Source organism: Kangiella profundi, assembly GCF_002838765.1.
Taxonomy (GTDB): domain Bacteria; phylum Pseudomonadota; class Gammaproteobacteria; order Enterobacterales; family Kangiellaceae; genus Kangiella; species Kangiella profundi.
In genome coordinates this window covers 574,810-592,506 of the sequence record NZ_CP025120.1, presented here as the reverse complement: position 1 = coordinate 592,506, position 17,697 = coordinate 574,810, and the positions used below count along the sequence as shown (strand labels likewise).

Here is a 17,697-nt window from a genome sequence, read left to right as displayed (position 1 = left end):
AAAATCATGGCCCAAAAGAAGTTGCTAGTTACCCTCTTGGCATTGCTATTGGCTCCCAATGGCTATGCTGCGGAAGATACCGAGACTACCGATCTGTTCGGAGAAGAACTGCCTACGGTATTATCAGCAACTCGCCTAAAACAATCTCAGGCCGAAACCCCAGCCTCAGTTACCATAATCGACCGTGAACTAATTGAAGCATCAGGCGCCCGCAATATTGTTGAGGCTCTGCGGCTAGTTCCAGGTATGAATATTGGCTATCTAAGTGGCAATACCCCAGAGGTAAGCATCCACGGCCTGCACACCGATTTTTCGCGTCGTTTACAAGTCCTGGTTGATGGGCGTTCTGTGTTCAAGCCAGCATTGTCCCGCGTTCTTTGGGGCAACTTAACTCTTTCAATTGATGATGTTGAGCGTATAGAGGTAGTTCGCGGCCCCAATACCGTGACCTATGGAGCGAATTCATTTTTAGGTGTCATCAATATTATCAGCCGTCACCCGTCAGATGTTGCTAACGATCAGGCAACCGTTACCATTGGCAATAAGGGCATAGCAGATGGCTCATTACGGATTGCAAAGCAATCAGAAGATTTCAGTTATCGAATGACTGTCGGTCGTCACAGTGATGATGGCTTTGATTTACAACGTAATGGTAGCGAGCGTTACGATGATCATGACACTAACTATTTCCGTGGTGACATGGTTTTCAATCCAGCCCATGACCAGCAATGGCGCTTCATTTTTGGATACAGTCAGGCCGATGAGCAACAGGACTTGTTAGATGTTTATCAAACAGAGCCGTACCATCTCAAGACTACGGATGATAGCTTCGTTCAACTTATATGGGATCGTCAGCTTTCATCTGATCATGACATCAAATTAAACGCCCATTACAGCCAGGACTCCATCGAAGAAGAATGGCAAACCTGCCCACCTGCGTTATTTTTCACTAATGAGCTAGGTGCGCTTTATGACTATGACCCGGTCTACACCGACCAGTTGATTAGCGCCATTTCTTCAGGCTCTCCAATTCCAACTCCCGGCACACCAGAAGCAGCCTTGCTAACGCAGCAGGTCTATAACCGATTTCTGGAGCTAGGAGCAAACACAGTTTGCGGAATAGCCAATCAGAATATTGATGAGGATAAGTGGGAAATAGAATTACAGGATACATATACCTTCAATGAAAACTTAAGACTGGTTTCAGGCCTGAGTTCAAGACGTGACAGTATTCGTGGCGAATCATTCTTCGAGAAAAAGCTCCACAACGATATTTATCGGGTATTTGGCAATTTAGAATGGCGGCTGGCAGAAGATACACTGCTAAACTTTGGCAGCATGTACGAGCATGATGACTTTGTAGGGGGAGAATTTTCACCTCGACTGGCGCTCAACTATCTTGCGACCCCTAGCTCATCTTGGCGTTTTATCCTTGCTAAAGGAACGAGAAATCCTGATTTTTATGAAGAAAGTGGGCATCGTCGATATATCGTTCGTAACCTAACGATGCCTGTCAATGGCACCGATACCTTTGCAACTTTTTATCAAACTCCACAAGCTATGGGCAATCTGGAGCCAGAAACAATACTTTCCCGTGAAATTGGCTGGTTCTATCGCCTGGGTAGCGATCTTAATTTTGATATAAAGTTCTATTATGACGATCTCGATGACACTATTGACGGATTGTTTGGGCTTGAAGACTATAACCCACGAAACGCCAATAGCTTTAAATCTAAGGGTGTTGATATGCAACTTGATTACCACCTGAGTCCTGATAGTCGATTATGGCTAAGTTACAGTTATCAGGATATTGAGGTTGAGACTGGTCGTAGCCTTCGCCATCAGGCACCTGAGCAAACCGCCTCATTATTATTTAGCCATCAATTAACTGAGCGATTGGCTTTCAGTAGTGCATACTATTTACAAGATATGGAAAGAGGAGCTGATTTCAAAAGATTTGATGCCCGGTTGAGTCAGACCTTACCGATTGATGACAAAGAGCTTTCTTTATCATTGGTAATCCAGCACAATATCAATGACCGCGCTTACTTTGATAGCAGTACCGTCTGGGACTCAAAAAACATCGTTTACCTCAAAGCAAGTTTGCAATTCTAATTTCATACCTTACTTAAAACGGTTAACCGCTTTTAGCGACTAGATACTATGACACAGCAAGACGAGCACGACCTTACCGAAAAATCAAAATCCCAAGTTAAAAGAGAACTGCTCGAAATTACAGATCTGGGTGAACGTTTGTTAGAAATTCCTGAGGGGCTTCTGGCAAAGTTACCTATTTCTGAAACCTGTCTCAAGGCCATCAAAGAAGGTAGAAAAATTAATCATCACACAGGTAAAAAGCGTCAAATTAAATATATTGGCAAACTGTTAAGAGATGAAGATTTAGAGGGTATTAGAGCTGAGCTAGCGATTTCCGATCAGTACCATCAACTGGAAGTGCGCAAACAACATTTGCTGGAACAATGGCGAGACCGTCTGATGAACGAAGGTGATAAAGCAACCTTCGAGTTACTGCAACTGGAGCCAACATTGGATCGCCAGCAACTCAGACAAATGGTTCGCAATGCCCAAAAAGAAAAGGAGCTCAATAAAGCTCCTAAAGTCCAACGCGAACTATTCCGTTATCTGCGAGATAATATGCGGTTTAGCGAAGAGAACTAGAGCCTAAGCATTAATATTTATTGTTGATGTTATTAAATAAATTGTCACTTGAAGGTTAGCCCCCATTATCCCCCTTAATATTGAGCTAAGGCACGGACAAAATATAGCAATCAAAATCGTGGATGATTTTGATAAGAATTTTCAGCACAAGGATGTGATGTAAATTCTGGTGCGTTAAGTATTTTGGAAGTGACGTAGGAAGTCACGCAAAGCGTGACCTCAATATCGGGGTGTCGTTTCTTTTGGTTCCTTTTCTTTGGACAAGCAAAGAAAAGGAACTCGCTGAAAAGCGAAATTTAAAGTTGATTAATGTGCCCCTATTAACAAAACCTATATACCTTAAACATGTCTGCAATTTCAAAACTTAAACTTTAAAATACCATGGACATAAGGCAAAGGTTGGATTAAAAATCAAACCTTAGTCCCACCAACCGTCATTTGATCAACTTTCAAGGTTGGCTGACCTACACATACAGCAACACTCTGACCATCCTTACCGCAAACTCCTATTCCAGGATCAAGCTTACTGTCATTGCCAACCATACTGACCCGCTTCAATACTTCGGGGCCGTTGCCGGTTAAAGTTGCGCCTTTAATCGGTGCTGTAATTTTACCATTTTCAATCAGATAAGCCTCACTGGCGCTAAAGACAAAATTACCTGATGTGATATCAACCTGCCCACCAGCAAAGTTTGGCGCATAAATACCTTTTTTAACACTTTTAATGATTTCTTCGGGATCTGAATCGCCGGACTTCATAAATGTATTGGTCATACGCGGCATAGGTAAATGTGCATATGACTCGCGACGGCCATTACCTGTAGCCGACTGCCCCATTAACCGTGCATTATGTTTATCCTGCATGTAGCCCTTGAGCACGCCATTTTCTATTAATACGGTAGACTGAGTTACTGTACCCTCATCATCCACACTCAAGGAGCCTCTCTGATTAGGCAAAGTACCATCATCTACTACTGTGCATAAACTTGACGCCACCTGCTGACCTATTTTGTTGGCGTATGCTGATGAACCCTTTCGGTTAAAATCACCCTCAAGGCCGTGTCCAACAGCTTCATGTAGCAATACTCCTGGCCAGCCACTGCCTAAAACTACAGGCATCATACCCGCCGGCGCATCGATTGCTTCAAGATTAATTAGGGCCTGCGTCACCGCAGTTTTAGCCAAGCCATTGAGATCAGCCTGCATCAATTCCTGCCACCCATAACGACCACCCAGGCCTGCGCTTCCGCGTTCACGTCGCCCCTGATGCTCGACGATTACAGATACATTAAGCCGAATCATTGGACGGATATCAGCAGCAACCACACCATCACTTGCCAACACCAACATCTGTTCATCTACCGCTGATAAGCTCACGATAACCTGCTGAACTTTCTCATCAAGATGGCGAGCTTTGGCATCGAGCTCCCTCAACAAGTCAATTTTCTGCTGCTGAGCCACATCGAATAAAACTGGCTTGCTTGTGTAGAGAGATTGAGGAGTGAGTACATTAAAAGCAATCACTTTTTCCTGACCTGAACGACTCATGCTTGAAGCTGCAGTAATAGCATTTTCAAGAGCTTGAAGTTGCAGCTGATTCGCATAAGCAAAGCTAGTTTTCTCGCCTTCTATAGCCCGAACACCAAGCCCTTTATTCAAGTTGAAGCTAGCATCCTTAACGATACCATCTTCCAGTTGCCAGTATTGATGTTGAACTTCCTGAATGAAGATGTCTGAATAATCTATATCAAAAGCATGTAGCTTAAGAATTGCAGTCTGTAAATTTTCCAGATGGAGGTCACTCTCCTGGAATAAATTCGTTTCAACCTGTTCTAATAATGATTTCATTCAGTATTAACTCATTAGTTTTCGGTGTTGATGAACCGGGAATTTTTCTTTGATGGTTTCTATTTTTGATAAATCCAAATTGCACAGAAGACCACCTTGTTGCTCAGCCAACTCACCGACAATAGCACCCCATGGATCGACTGTCATGCTGTGCCCATAAGTTTTACGCTGGTTATCATGGGTTCCGGTTTGATTAGGCGCTACTACAAAAGCTAAGTTTTCAACTGCACGGGCCTGAAGTAATAATTTCCAGTGAACCTTGCCGGTAGCCAAAGTGAAGGCAGAAGGAGCTAGAATAACGTCTACGTTGTGCGTTTGATAATATCGGTATAACTCTGGAAAGCGAAGGTCATAACATACGGAGCATCCAAACTTAATGTTATTCCACTCAAATACTACAGGCCTCTCACCAGCTAAAGTATTTGCAGACTCTGAGTAACTTTCACCCTCTTTTACTGATACATCAAACATATGAATTTTGTCATAGTGAGTAAGCTCAATGCCCTGTTCGTCATATATATAACAACGTGCATAGGGACGGCTTTCAATGTCAGACTGTATAGCAATCGTTCCGCCAACCAATAGCACCTTCTGCTTTCTGGCAATCGAGGACATCCAGCTTTGAATGAGACCATTCCCATGCTGCTCGAGATGCTCCAGCTTCTGACCGTTATATTTTTCCATCAAGGCAAAACTTTCAGGCAACACAATGACTTCTGCACCCTGCTCAACCAGCTGTTCAATGATAGCTTCTGCCCTTTCGAGATTATCTTCTATACGGCTGGATGAAGTCATTTGTACTAAGCCAACCACTAATTGCTTATTCATTTCCATCATCCTCTTTCTGCTGTTCCGAAGAAGCATCTAACTCCTCACCATTGGAGTCAGTTCTATCTTTTTGTTGTTCCGGAAGCTGGGTTTCCTGAGCTTCTTCGTTCAATATTAATTCACTTTCAACAATAGGTTTATCTTCCGCCTCATCGAGAACTTCTTCGTCAGGCACGACAATTTCTTTTGACTTCTTATCAACTTCAATTACTTCTGGATTTGATAAATCACCCTTGATGTTATATTCAATTCGAACAACAACATCTAAGACAGGCTCAAAGATTTTATTGATTAACAGCATAATTAAACCGGTGGTAGGCTCAATTGCCCAGCCAGCTAATACTGGTAAGCTTGAACCCAATTTTGGAATTACCACAACATTTTGATCAACGGTATTATTAACCAGATCAGTTGAGCCTGTAATCGTGACTTCCGCCGTTGCACCATTAATAGACACTCGATCGCTATGGACTACACCCTGCTTAATGGTGAAATTACCATTGATGGAATCATAGAAAAAACCATCCTCGAACAGATCTCTAAAGTCCAGCGATAATCGTCGACGTAAACTTTGTAAGGATAACAGGCTGAATACACGGGCCTGGCGATCACTCAACTCTCGTACCACACCCTGTCCGGTGTTAACTGTGAAGCTGCCATTACTTTTGTTTAACTCAAATTGATGCCAGCCACCCTGCCAACTCAATTCAAGCTTTCCTTCAGTGCTGGTATCTCGGATACCATCACCGTAGCCCCAACGTTGCAATAAGCGACCTGCATTCGGAGAGGTAAAAGTAATGTTAACTTTGCTTAAATCTCCTTTCCAACTTCCCTCAAGATAAGCTGATAATAAGCCCTCAATTTTGCTATCGCCTTGAATTGAAACACCCTGCTCTGTTTTCTGTGTAACTAAAGTTAACACGCCAGTATCAATACCATTGATACGACAGGATGCACACTCAAGCTGCCAGTTATACAAAGCCGACTTTTCCAAATGGATATCATCGTCCGATAACTTGCTAAATGGCTCCAGAACTATATCCAGCTCATCAACAACAACATGCTTACGACCATCATCATAGAAAGTTAAGCTTCCCTTCCCTTCTTTTGCCGTCATTCTAAATCGTAAGTACTGCCCAGCCAGCTGCTCATCGGTCAGGTGTACTTCATGCAGCTTCTGGCCAGCAACATCAAGTGATGGTGTTTTGATATCAATATCGTTAATCCACTTAGGCCAACTGAATGCCCCGCCACTTTTAAGTTGTAAGCTATTAATCCAGTCATAACTTTTAATTTCATTAAACTCTCCACGAATAGCCACTCCATTCTGTGGAGCTGGAATTTTTGCTGTCGCAAGATTTCCTACTGCAATCACCCCATTAACATCATTGATATCATCACTGCTGAATTTCAACTGAGATGAGATAGAGTTTCGATAAATAGCCCGTGATTGAACTTTACCATTTGACTCGAAAAGTGTTATCAACACATCGGCAGCTTCTTCTTTTTGCTTACTTAACCAATCAGGACCAATTATTTCAGTGCCTTTTAAATCAGTTCTCATAATCAAAGACTGGTTGGCATTGTCAGCTACCCGATAACGCACCACTAACTCACTGCTGCCAGTAATACTTAGCGGTGATTGAATGTTATTTGCATCAAACACTTTGCCAGCTGAAAAGTTTGATCTGGCATCAAGTTTGACCAAATCATCATCACCAGTGTACTCATCAACTTTGACATCAATTGAGAACGGATTACCCCAAAGGTTTCCACGTAATTTTTCTGAGTAAGCACCATTTTCTGTGAAATGAACAATCCCTTTTACACTATCAAGTTTTAACGGATAGTCTTTTAATGAAATCTGATGTCCATCAAGTGGTATCACACCTTTCAGCGAAGCGGGAACATCGTTGCCTAGTGGAATTGTAATTTCAAGCGTTGGATTTATCGGTTTATTGATAACGAAGTCAGTGACGGCATCCCCTATATCCTCTTTCAAAGGGGAGTTCTGATGTAAGGCCAGGTAGCTGGCATCAGTTGCCTGCGCATCAACAGTAATTACCAGCATCGAAATATCATTACTGAAAGAATCGATAGTTGCAGTGGCTTGATTGACCTGACTTCCAAGAAGCTGGCCTGAATTCGCAACAATACTCATGGTATCGTTATCAAAAATTGCCTTGGCATTGATCTGTTCTGCCTGAGGCCACTCAGGATCAAACTTAAATGTCACATCTTGTGTATCAGCTTCGATATAAAATTGCCCAGTACCATCCTGATATGGAAAGTTTGCGAGGTTACCGCGCATCAAAAATTTGGCTTTACTGACAGTGCCGCCAAGCAAGCTTTGATTCAGGTATTCGACTGTCTTCTGTTTCATTCCCTTTGTTGGCCAGTAACGATGCAACTCTGAAATATTGATATCAGTAGCTTCCGCGTAAAGTGCTAACTCCACATCAGGCTGGCCCTTGCTATCCTCAGTTAAACTTACTTGTCCCTCTGCCCTAATGGATAGGTCAGGGTTAATAACTTTCAACTCATCAATTTCAATGTTGGATTGACGATCACTCGTTATTAGACCATTGAAAGATAACTCCTCGATGTCGATCGGACTTTTAAGCCAACTGCTGCTTACAAGCTGACTATTTTTAGCGAAAAGCTCAACTCGCCATTTTCCATCTTCATCATTGATTGTTATCTGATCTAGCTTAAAACCTGGAGTTTCCTGATATTCATTTATTAACAGATCGCTTAAATGAATATCAGCATGAATAGGGTTAAATGTTTCTTGTGACTGCTCTGCTATAAGATGAAACTTATGAATATGCCCATCAGGCTCTAATCCAGAAGCCAACTCAAAATGTTCAGCAGGCAAGAAAGGTTTAATTGAGGTTACCAAATAGCTAATAGGAAAGTTGTCAGCAGACATGTCCCAGCTGGCCCCTGAATCATTACGTTCAACAGTGACATTAAACTCACTGTCAAACTCAACCAGAAGCTCTTCTTGCTCTGTTTGTTGTTCCGTATCATTTAATCCAACGCGTTCTATTAAATGAAAACGGTCGCTGGCTATACGAAAACCAGCATCATCAGAACTGAATCTAATAGCTCCATCCAGCTGAGCAATTCTAGATTGATCACCGGAAGCGAGAATTTGACTGTAACCTTCAACGGGGCGATCACCTTCATAGGTCAACCATATTTTTGCATTGATGAGATCAACTGGATAATCCTGCTTGAGATTTAAAAATTTTGCTAATGATTTTATATCGGTATCTTCAAGTGAAGCATACAGATCAACATGACTATTTTCAGAAAGCGGCTGACCAACACTTTCAATCACAAATCGGCCACTAGAAAATAGTTCACTACGAGCATCTATAATTAGTTGGCGTTCGTTGCCAAGCTTTGTGTACAGAATAAGAGGAGCCACCAGGGTTCGACTATTACCCTGGTGCCTTGCTGTTAAAGTTACATCACGGAGAGAAATTTTACGTTGCTGCAAAATTTCCGGATGCATTTGTAATGCAAGTTTTAATCGGTTTATTGAAAATTCTGAGACCTCATTCGGATCTGCTTCTGGAGTTAAGTCATTTAGTGTATAACTCAGCTTTACACCATTAACTTCTACAGACTCTGTCTGTAAGTAGCCATCGATCAGACTTTGCCATAAATTTAACTCAATGGTATTTCGCTCACTTGATATTTGAAGCCTGTGGTCGTTACTTTTCCAGCTGACTTCCTGCAAGTAAACCGTCGGTCTAAACCGGGTCCAGTCTATAACCAGTTCCTGATAATCAAACTCACCGCCAATTTGCTGCTCAACCAGTTCAATAACAGTTTCTTTATCATCTAACCAGTAAGGAAGAATGAGCTTAACAACTGAAACCAATAACACAAAAAGGATCACAACAATGGAGGCCAACCAAAGTAATTTGGTTAACCATCTTCGAATTGTAGTGATGATGCCTTTTAACATTCGACTTCCGTATTACATTAATACAACGTCAAACTGATCAGGAGAGTAGAGACTCTCTACCTGTAATCGAATAGGTTTATCAATATCAACTTCGAGCTCAGCTAGACTACTGGCTTCTTCATCCAGTAAGCAGTCAATGACTTCCTGATTTGCCAGCACTAAAAACTTTTGTACATCATAAGCGCGTGATGCTCGACTGATTTCTCTGAATATTTCGTAACAAACCGTAACCGGTGTTTTCACAAAACCTCGGCCGTTACACTGCTGACAGGGTTCACACATTAAACGCTCAAGACTTTCTCGAGAGCGTTTGCGGGTCATCTCAACCAGACCTAATGTTGACACTTCTGATATTGAGGTTTTAACGTGATCGCGCTCCACAGCTTTTTCCAATGTGCGTAATACCTGGCGCTTATGTTCTTCATCCTGCATATCGATAAAGTCGACAATAATAATACCGCCCAGATTACGTAATCGAAGCTGGCGAGCCAACGCAGTTGCTGCTTCCAGGTTGGTTCTGAAAATTGTTTCTTCCAGATTTTTATGACCTATGAATGCACCCGTATTAACATCTACTGTTGTCATGGCTTCGGTCTGATCAATAATCAGATAACCACCAGACTTAAGCGGCACTTTTCTTTCCAATGCTCTTTTGATTTCTTCTTCAATATTATAGAGATCAAAAATTGGACGCTCGCCTTCATATAATTCAATTCTATTTTTTATATCAGGCATGAACTCCATGACAAAGTTCATAATACGCTTAGAGCTTTTCTGGTTATCCACTCTGACCCGCTCAATATCATCTTCAATAATATCTCGCATGATTCTAAGTTCTAAGGCAAGGTCTTCATGGATTAACTGAGGAGCTTTCGCAGTCTTCCCTTTCTCGCTAATACCACTCCACAACTTCGATAAAAATTTTACGTCACGATCGAGTTCAATATCGCTGGCACCTTCTGCGGCAGTCCTAATGATATATCCGGTATCGCTGCCAAAGTCGGTATCTGCTAACAGATCCTTTAGGCGAGTTCGCTCATCAAGATCTTCAATTCGTTGTGAAACCCCCACATGAGGATTATCCGGCATCAGCACCAGAAAGCGCGACGGGATTGTAATATGTGTGGTCAGGCGTGCACCTTTACTACCGATGGGGTCTTTGATGACCTGAACAATAATTTTCTGCCCTTCATGCAGTAAAGTTGTAATATCGGCTTCATGTGACTCTTGTTTATCCAGAAGCTCAGAGCCTTCAACAGCTTGCTTGTCTTCATCGCTCTTGATGGCAACAATATCAGCCACATGCAAGAAAGCAGCTCGGTCATGTCCAATATCGACAAATGCTGCCTGCATACCCGGCATTACCCGCCGCACAATTCCTTTATAAATATTTCCGACAATACCGCGATTGCTGGTACGCTCCAGGTGAACTTCCTGTAACACACCATTTTCCACCAAGGCAACGCGCGTTTCCTGTGGAGTGACATTGATTAAGATTTCATCACGCATAAATTTATTGCCCTCCTTCTTGAGGTAAGAGCTCAGGTGACAAGCGAGATGACAGCAAATGCTTAACCTGCATCTGCTCAAACAGAATTCTGGTTTCAAACAATGGTAACCCAACAATTCCGCTGTAACTACCATTGATACTAGTTACAAAACTACCAGCCACTCCCTGAATTGCATATGAACCAGCTTTACCAAGCGGTTCCTCTGTGTCGCAATAGGCATCAATAGTTTGCTGAGATAATTGACTGAAAGTCACGTCACTTTTTGAAATCTGCCACAACTCCTTATCCTCATAGCAGAGACTAACGCCGCTATAGACCTGATGAGTGTGTCCGGATAATTGGCGCAGCATTAACTTGGCTTCGTCCAGATCTTTGGGTTTGCCTAAAAATATCCCATTCAAGACAACAATCGTGTCAGCACCAAGTATGGGCAGGGAATGTTCAGGATCGCAAAAAGGCAGTGCCGAACTCGCTTTGCCAATGGCCAGTCGTTTAACATAGTCTTCAGCGGATTCATTAGCTAATGGTGTTTCATCAAAATCGTTAGCAACCTGAGTGAAGGAAACACCCAGTTGATTCAATAATTCTTTTCGGCGTGGAGAAGCGGAAGCCAAATAGATTTGGTCGAACATCAAGCCTCCTTAAATAACATACTGATATAAATTGCTTAGCCAACATGGGCTCATGGCCAGCCTAAACCACATGGAAATAACGTCGAATATCACGTAACAAAACGAATAACCATGGCCATAAAATGCCGTTAGTTATGGTTGCTAGCCAATACCAGATATTACTCTCAGGCTTTCCGGTAAGGCGCGCCAGCCACAGTACAATGGCAAAATAAATGATACTCAGAAACACCATGGTAAAAGCCTGTTTCCATAACGGGAATAAACGAAGTCGTTGATGGTTCAGCTGTAAAATAAAAGTCAGAATTGCTAATGCAAAGCTATGCAGACCAAGCGTAGTACCGAGCAGTGCATCCATTGCCAGTCCAGTGGTAAATGCCCACAACAAACCAATTCGGTGAGGTAATGCAATTATCCAGTATGCTAAAACCAGGAAAGTAAAACTTGGTCTGAAAGGTTGCCAGCTTTCGGGAAGCGGAAAGATATCCAAAACCATACCGATGATCAGGCTCAGGATTATAATCCAGGTTCCATGTTTGGTTTCATTAGTCATGGTCTTCATTGCCTAGTTCTCCGTTGCTTCCGGCTGCTCTTCTGTCACAGAGTTTGTTGTTGGCTCATAAGGCCAAAGCAACAGCACATGATTGGCTGTATTAATGTTGGCAGTTGGTTCGGCAATAATTTGTGCGTAAGGCTGAGCTGTTTGCTTGGTAACAGAAATCACTTTGGCAACTGGATAGCCATCAGGAAACTTTTCGCCCAGCCCGGAACTTAATAACAAGTCGCCCTCGCGAATATCCGTAGTATTTGGAAGATGACGTAAGAACAACAACTGACCATCGCCCTGCGCAATCGCTCTTAGTCCATTGCGATCATTTCGAACTGGAATGGCATGTTTTTGGTCATTAAGCATTATCATGCGACTGGTTGATAGCGACACTTCAACGACCTGCCCCATAACACCCTCTGAGTCGACAACTGGCTGCCCAACAAATACCCCGTCTGCACTACCCTTATTTAGCAACAGCTCGTTTGAAAAACGTTGGCTATCAATATTTAATACTTCTGCAATCAGGCGCTTTCCGCGGAATGAACGCGATGAGCCAAGTAACGAACGCAAACGTGCATTTTCTGACTCAAGACCAATCAGGCGTTGGTTCTGCGCTTTAAGGATCAGGACTTCATCTTTAAGCTGACGATTTTCATCAATCAAATCATTGCGGCTGACAATATTGTTATCAGCCCACGCCGCAAGCTCATTGGGTAAATTAGCGAGAAAGTACAGAGGAGAAAGGAACGTGGCCGTTGCCTTACGGGCACTGGTCAAATAGCCATAACGGTAGTCCAAAACCATCAGGACACAGGCCAACACCAGCGTTATAATCAGCTGTAATACTAGCGACGGTCCCCTCGTAAATAGGTTTTTAATAACTGGACTCCTGAAGCAGATACAAAAATCGGGCCTAATTGCCCGATTTTCGTCAATATTTCTTTAAAAATCAATCGTATGAGAATAAATCGCCGCCATGTTCATCGATTGTTTCAAGAACCTTGCCACCACCACGTGCAACACAGGTTAGTGGATCTTCAGCAACAATCACTGGCAGGCCAGTCTCTTCCATCAATAAGCGGTCAATATCGCGAATTAAAGCGCCACCGCCTGTTAATACCATACCACGTTCAGAAATATCAGCAGCCAGTTCAGGAGGAGATTGTTCCAGCACTGTTTTCACGGCACGAACAATACCATGCAACGGATTCTGTAATGCTTCCAGAACTTCGTTACTGTTAATGGTAAAACTTCTTGGGATACCTTCAGCCAGGTTACGGCCACGTACATCAAGCTCACGAACTTCGGTGCCAGGATAAGCGGTTCCGATTTCGTGCTTGATGCGCTCAGCGGTTGCTTCACCAATGATAGTGCCGTAGTTGCGGCGAATATATTCGATGATGGCTTCATCAAAGCGGTCACCACCAATACGCACCGAATCCGAATAAACCACGCCATTCAAAGACAGGATTGCGATTTCAGTTGTACCACCGCCGATATCGACGACCATTGAACCGCGCGCTTCGCCCACTGGCAAACCAGCACCTACGGCTGCAGCTACCGGCTCTTCAATCAGGAATACGTCACGAGCACCAGCTCCAAGAGCAGATTCTTTAATTGCACGACGCTCAACTTGAGTAGAGCCGCAAGGTACACAGATAAGAACTCGAGGGCTTGGACGGAAGAAGGTGTTATCATGAACTTTACGGATAAAGTGTTGAAGCATTTTTTCAGTCACTTCAAAGTCTGCAATCACACCATCTTTCAAAGGACGGATAGCAACAATGTTGCCCGGAGTACGACCTAACATGCGCTTTGCCGCTTCACCCACCGCTGCTATTGATTTTGCTCCGCCAGCACGTTCCTGACGAATAGCAACAACCGATGGCTCATTCAATACGATGCCCTGGTCACGCACATAAATCAAAGTGTTGGCAGTCCCCAAATCAATCGACAGGTCGGTTGAAAATAAACCACGTAATTTATTAAACATCTAAGGAAATTTCTCGCTAATTTCAAAAATAAGGATGATTATAGGATTCAGGCTTCGGTCTATGCCAGAAGCCAGCCTTACCAGTATAAATGTGGCTAACGCCAGTAATAGCAAGGCTTTTATGCTTATTACCCAATCGGGCTACTCTAACAATACTGACCTGAGTGAGCAAGCTAAAAACCTAATGCTTCACATATTTTTGTGAAGCGGTAATGGCTTTTAACTCGATTGGTGGTAATACAAGCAAAATACCTACATAAACAGACACTTTCGTCAGCGCTTGGTTCATCTCACACAAATTAAAGCGTAATTATCTTTTTCCCAAAGTCACGCGATCCTGACCCGCATAATCTTTAACGGTTTCTACCTTGGTAAAACCTGCTTTGTGTAATACCTCGCGAACGGCGCTTCCCTGATCATAACCATGCTCGAACAACAGGAATCCATTCGGTTTTAAATACTGGATTGCCTGTTGTGTAATGGTGTAGATATCGGACAAGCCATTGTCCTCAGCAACTAACGCAGTGACTGGCTCGTAAACCAAATCAGCCAGATGAGGATCGTTGGGCGCCACATAAGGTGGATTACTAACAATCATATCCAGCTGGCCATGTTGCCAGCCATCAAGCCAGTTACCGCGCCCAAAACTTACGTTATCAATTTTATTGTGCTCAGCATTTGCCTGTGCAACGGTCAGTGCACCCTCACTCATATCCAGAGCCCAGATGATTGCCTGCGGTCTCTCCTTGGCAAGAGCCAATGCGATGGCCCCACTCCCAGTTCCCAGATCAGCAACTTTATAATCGCTAGTTTCTGGAATTCTTTGCAGCGCCAGCTCTACCAGCAGCTCGGTCTCTGGACGCGGTATCAGTGTGTCTTGAGTGACTTTGAGAGTTAATGACCAGAAATCTTTTTCGCCAATAATGTAAGCGGTTGGTTCGCCCTGTTTTCGGCGCTCAATAGATTCTTGATAGTGAGAAAACTGCTGCTTGGAAAGGATGTGCTCAGGCCAGGTTTTGAGCCAAGTCCGGGATTGCCCCATGACGTGGCTCAATATAATATCTGCGTCAATGGCAGCCTCATCCATGCTCTCGAGTTGCTGCCTGGCCCAAGCCAAAGCTTGGGCAACGCTTTTGGTATCCATCGTCGTTACGAATTTTGTCCTGACAACGCTGCCAACTGATCAGCCTGATGCTCTTGAATCAAAGGCTCTACGATTTGATCAATATCACCTTCCATAATTTCATCAAGCTTGTACAAAGTCAGGTTGATGCGATGATCGGTCATGCGGCCCTGTGGGAAGTTGTAGGTACGAATACGATCAGAACGATCACCGGTTCCAACCAGGTTACGGCGCATTTCAGTTTGCTCAGATTGAGCCTTTGCTTGCTCCGCAGCCATCAATCTTGCCTGCAATACGGACATGGCTTTGGCTCGGTTTTTATGTTGCGAACGTTCATCCTGACATTCAACCACAACGCCTGTCGGTAAGTGGGTAATACGAATCGCCGAATCTGTTTTATTAACGTGCTGACCACCAGCACCAGATGCGCGGAAAGTATCAACTTTCAGATCGGCAGAATTAATTTCAATTGCATCCAGCTCATCAGCTTCTGGCATAACCGCTACGGTACAGGCTGATGTATGAATCCTTCCCTGAGATTCTGTTTCCGGTACACGCTGAACTCGGTGCGCGCCCGATTCAAACTTCAGATGCGAATAAACACTATCACCTATGATGCGCACAATAATTTCTTTGTAACCACCATGCTCACCTTCGCTTTGACTGATGACTTCAACCTGCCAGCGTTTTTTCTCTGCATATTTGCTGTACATGCGGAACAAATCGCCAGCGAAAATGGCAGCTTCATCACCACCGGTTCCAGCACGGATTTCTAGGAAAGTATTTTTGTCATCATTGGGATCGCGAGGCAGCAGCAACTTTTGCATCTCGACTTCAAGTGTCTCAATCTGCGCCTTGGCATCTTTCAACTCTTCCTGCGCCATTTCTCGCATATCCGGATCTTCGTCCTTCAGCATTTCTTCAGCAGTTTGCAAGCTTTCTTCTGCTTCCTGATAACGCTGAAAGGTATTTACAACCTGTTCCAGCTGAGAATATTCTTTAGACAGATCACGAAACTTATTCTGGTCACTGATAACATCAGGATCGCCCAACAAAGCACTAATCTCTTCGTGGCGATCTACCAGACCTTGTAATTTTTCGATAATTGAATCTTGTAACATAGTAACCTTGTTATCGTATGCTGCTGCTTAATACACCAGGGTATGAGGCTGACAGACTATCGGAAATAAACTATTCATCCAGGTCGAATAACTTGCGGATTACCTCATGGGCATCCACTTTGTCATCGTCCTTGCGTAACCAGACCAGAGGCTGATGCAAAAACTTTTTCGTCAGGCGATGAGTCAATTGCTCCAACACCTGTTCAGGGTCGCCTTCATTGGCTAACTGAGCTTTAGCGCGTTGCAGTTCGTTATTGGCAATATCCGAATACTTTTGCTGCAACTCACGAACCGTATCATGCTTTTGGCGGCCCTGTTGCCATTGACGGAATTCTTCACTGAAGTCACGAAGAATATGCTCGGCTTCTTCAGCAGCTTGCTGGCGCGCCTGCATATTTTCCTGAATCACGCCTTCCAGATCATCAACGGTATACAGGTAAACGTCATCCAGCTTACCTACCGAGCTTTCAATATCGCGGGGCACCGCAAGATCAACCATAAACATGCTTCTTCGGCGACGTTCTTTAACTGCCTGCTCAACCATACCTTTACCGATAATCGGCAACATACTACCCGTTGAGGAAATCACAATATCGGCCTGCGATAGATAGTGAGGAATAGCCTCCAGACCAATCGCTTTGCCCTCAAATTCTTTAGCCAGTTTCTGCGCATTAGCTAAAGTCCGGTTGGCCATAATCATTTTACCGACGCCTTGCTGCTGCAAATGGCGCGCTGCAAGCTCAATGGTCTCACCCGCTCCCACGTACATCACCGTCAGCTTTGAAAAGTCAGCAAACACGTGCTTAGCTAAGCTTACCGCGGCATAAGCTACCGAAACCGGATTGGTGCCGATATCGGTTTCATGTCGAACTCTTTTAGCTGCCGAGAATGTTTTCTGGAACAAGCGCTCCATCACCTGCTGGATGGTACCTGCTCTTCGTGCTTTCTGATAACTGGCTTTAAGCTGCCCCAAAATCTGCGGCTCGCCCAACACCATCGAATCCAGGCCACTGGCCACTCGCATCAGATGCAATACAGCCTTGTCTTCATCATGGCAATAAATAGCCGAGTGCAAATCTTCCTGTAGCTGCTTTTTGACTTGCAGCCAATGCAGCAACTGTTCTCTGAGCTGCTCTGGAGTCTGCTGGTCACTGGATACATAAAACTCAACGCGATTGCAGGTGGATAAAACCGCAACTTCACTCTGATGCAGAGCTTCTGCCAGTTCAGCCATAATTTCGCCAAGCTCATGATCAGCGAACGCAACTTTTTCGCGCACGGCTAAGGAGGCAGTTTTGTGGTTAATTCCTAATGCAATCAATGACATAGATAAGAAAATGTTGAGTTGTTGCAGCCCAGCTTAAAAATAACGAGAAATCAAAGGCTTATAATTGGCGCGAATTATAACACTGAGCAGTCATGTCCGCTAATCG

The 17,697-nt window shown here is 43.7% G+C and carries 13 protein-coding genes; 2 read left to right on the top strand and 11 right to left on the bottom strand.

All coding sequences use genetic code 11. From position 1 onward, the window contains the following. Positions 1 to 6 precede the first annotated feature (6 nt). The gene (locus CW740_RS02905) at positions 7 to 2,115 is read left to right on the top strand and encodes a TonB-dependent receptor plug domain-containing protein (RefSeq protein WP_227523887.1); all 2,109 of its coding nucleotides are present in this window, start codon (positions 7 to 9) and stop codon (positions 2,113 to 2,115) included. A gap of 48 nt (positions 2,116 to 2,163) precedes the next feature. Then, positions 2,164 to 2,679, top strand: coding sequence for a ribosome biogenesis factor YjgA (gene yjgA, locus CW740_RS02900; RefSeq protein ID WP_106646119.1), 516 nt, complete (start codon positions 2,164 to 2,166; stop codon positions 2,677 to 2,679). 411 nt (positions 2,680 to 3,090) lie between these two features. Here yjgA and tldD read toward each other — a convergent pair whose 3' ends face one another. From tldD to hemA, 11 genes are all read right to left on the bottom strand, one after another. Further along, the gene (gene tldD / locus CW740_RS02895) at positions 3,091 to 4,527 is read right to left on the bottom strand and encodes a metalloprotease TldD (RefSeq protein ID WP_106646118.1); all 1,437 of its coding nucleotides are present in this window, start codon (positions 4,525 to 4,527) and stop codon (positions 3,091 to 3,093) included. Between the two features lie 6 nt (positions 4,528 to 4,533). Further along, positions 4,534 to 5,355 carry a carbon-nitrogen hydrolase family protein gene (locus tag CW740_RS02890; RefSeq protein WP_227523886.1) on the bottom strand — a complete coding sequence of 274 codons (822 nt, stop codon included), beginning with the start codon at positions 5,353 to 5,355 and terminating at the stop codon, positions 4,534 to 4,536. Further along, complete coding sequence (locus tag CW740_RS02885; RefSeq protein ID WP_106646116.1) at positions 5,348 to 9,337, bottom strand: YhdP family protein; 3,990 nt, start codon at positions 9,335 to 9,337, stop codon at positions 5,348 to 5,350. Before CW740_RS02885 ends, CW740_RS02890 begins: the two co-directional genes overlap by 8 nt. Positions 9,338 to 9,349: 12 nt before the next feature. After that, positions 9,350 to 10,846 carry a ribonuclease G gene (gene rng / locus CW740_RS02880; RefSeq protein ID WP_106646115.1) on the bottom strand — a complete coding sequence of 499 codons (1,497 nt, stop codon included), beginning with the start codon at positions 10,844 to 10,846 and terminating at the stop codon, positions 9,350 to 9,352. Positions 10,847 to 10,850: 4 nt separating this feature from the next. Continuing rightward, positions 10,851 to 11,480 (bottom strand): Maf family protein, encoded by a 630-nt coding sequence (locus CW740_RS02875; protein ID WP_106646114.1) that lies wholly within the window; start codon positions 11,478 to 11,480, stop codon positions 10,851 to 10,853. Between the two features lie 61 nt (positions 11,481 to 11,541). Continuing rightward, a complete protein-coding gene (gene mreD, locus CW740_RS02870) occupies positions 11,542 to 12,039 on the bottom strand; it encodes a rod shape-determining protein MreD (protein WP_227523885.1) in 498 nt (165 codons plus the stop codon). A 3-nt stretch (positions 12,040 to 12,042) separates the two neighbouring features. Then, the gene (gene mreC / locus CW740_RS02865; protein WP_106646112.1) at positions 12,043 to 12,906 is read right to left on the bottom strand and encodes a rod shape-determining protein MreC; all 864 of its coding nucleotides are present in this window, start codon (positions 12,904 to 12,906) and stop codon (positions 12,043 to 12,045) included. A gap of 70 nt (positions 12,907 to 12,976) precedes the next feature. Continuing rightward, complete coding sequence (locus CW740_RS02860; protein WP_018625301.1) at positions 12,977 to 14,020, bottom strand: rod shape-determining protein; 1,044 nt, start codon at positions 14,018 to 14,020, stop codon at positions 12,977 to 12,979. Between the two features lie 310 nt (positions 14,021 to 14,330). Continuing rightward, the gene (gene prmC / locus CW740_RS02855; protein WP_106646111.1) at positions 14,331 to 15,164 is read right to left on the bottom strand and encodes a peptide chain release factor N(5)-glutamine methyltransferase; all 834 of its coding nucleotides are present in this window, start codon (positions 15,162 to 15,164) and stop codon (positions 14,331 to 14,333) included. A 5-nt stretch (positions 15,165 to 15,169) separates the two neighbouring features. Beyond that, the gene (gene prfA, locus CW740_RS02850; RefSeq protein WP_106646110.1) at positions 15,170 to 16,264 is read right to left on the bottom strand and encodes a peptide chain release factor 1; all 1,095 of its coding nucleotides are present in this window, start codon (positions 16,262 to 16,264) and stop codon (positions 15,170 to 15,172) included. A gap of 70 nt (positions 16,265 to 16,334) precedes the next feature. Further along, positions 16,335 to 17,591, bottom strand: coding sequence for a glutamyl-tRNA reductase (hemA, locus tag CW740_RS02845; RefSeq protein ID WP_106646109.1), 1,257 nt, complete (start codon positions 17,589 to 17,591; stop codon positions 16,335 to 16,337). Positions 17,592 to 17,697 lie beyond the last annotated feature (106 nt).

Bases quoted from the DNA above. Each gene is read 5' to 3' on its own strand.
- CW740_RS02905 (WP_227523887.1), top strand. From the start codon at position 7: ATGGCCCAAAAGAAGTTGCTAGTTACCCTCTTGGCATTGCTATTGGCT.
- yjgA (WP_106646119.1), top strand. From the start codon at position 2,164: ATGACACAGCAAGACGAGCACGACCTTACCGAAAAATCAAAATCCCAA.
- tldD (WP_106646118.1), bottom strand. From the start codon at position 4,527: ATGAAATCATTATTAGAACAGGTTGAAACGAATTTATTCCAGGAGAGT.
- CW740_RS02890 (WP_227523886.1), bottom strand. From the start codon at position 5,355: ATGAATAAGCAATTAGTGGTTGGCTTAGTACAAATGACTTCATCCAGC.
- CW740_RS02885 (WP_106646116.1), bottom strand. From the start codon at position 9,337: ATGTTAAAAGGCATCATCACTACAATTCGAAGATGGTTAACCAAATTA.
- rng (WP_106646115.1), bottom strand. From the start codon at position 10,846: ATGCGTGATGAAATCTTAATCAATGTCACTCCACAGGAAACGCGCGTT.
- CW740_RS02875 (WP_106646114.1), bottom strand. From the start codon at position 11,480: ATGTTCGACCAAATCTATTTGGCTTCCGCTTCTCCACGCCGAAAAGAA.
- mreD (WP_227523885.1), bottom strand. From the start codon at position 12,039: ATGAAGACCATGACTAATGAAACCAAACATGGAACCTGGATTATAATC.
- CW740_RS02860 (WP_018625301.1), bottom strand. From the start codon at position 14,020: ATGTTTAATAAATTACGTGGTTTATTTTCAACCGACCTGTCGATTGAT.
- prmC (WP_106646111.1), bottom strand. From the start codon at position 15,164: ATGGATACCAAAAGCGTTGCCCAAGCTTTGGCTTGGGCCAGGCAGCAA.
- prfA (WP_106646110.1), bottom strand. From the start codon at position 16,264: ATGTTACAAGATTCAATTATCGAAAAATTACAAGGTCTGGTAGATCGC.
- hemA (WP_106646109.1), bottom strand. From the start codon at position 17,591: ATGTCATTGATTGCATTAGGAATTAACCACAAAACTGCCTCCTTAGCC.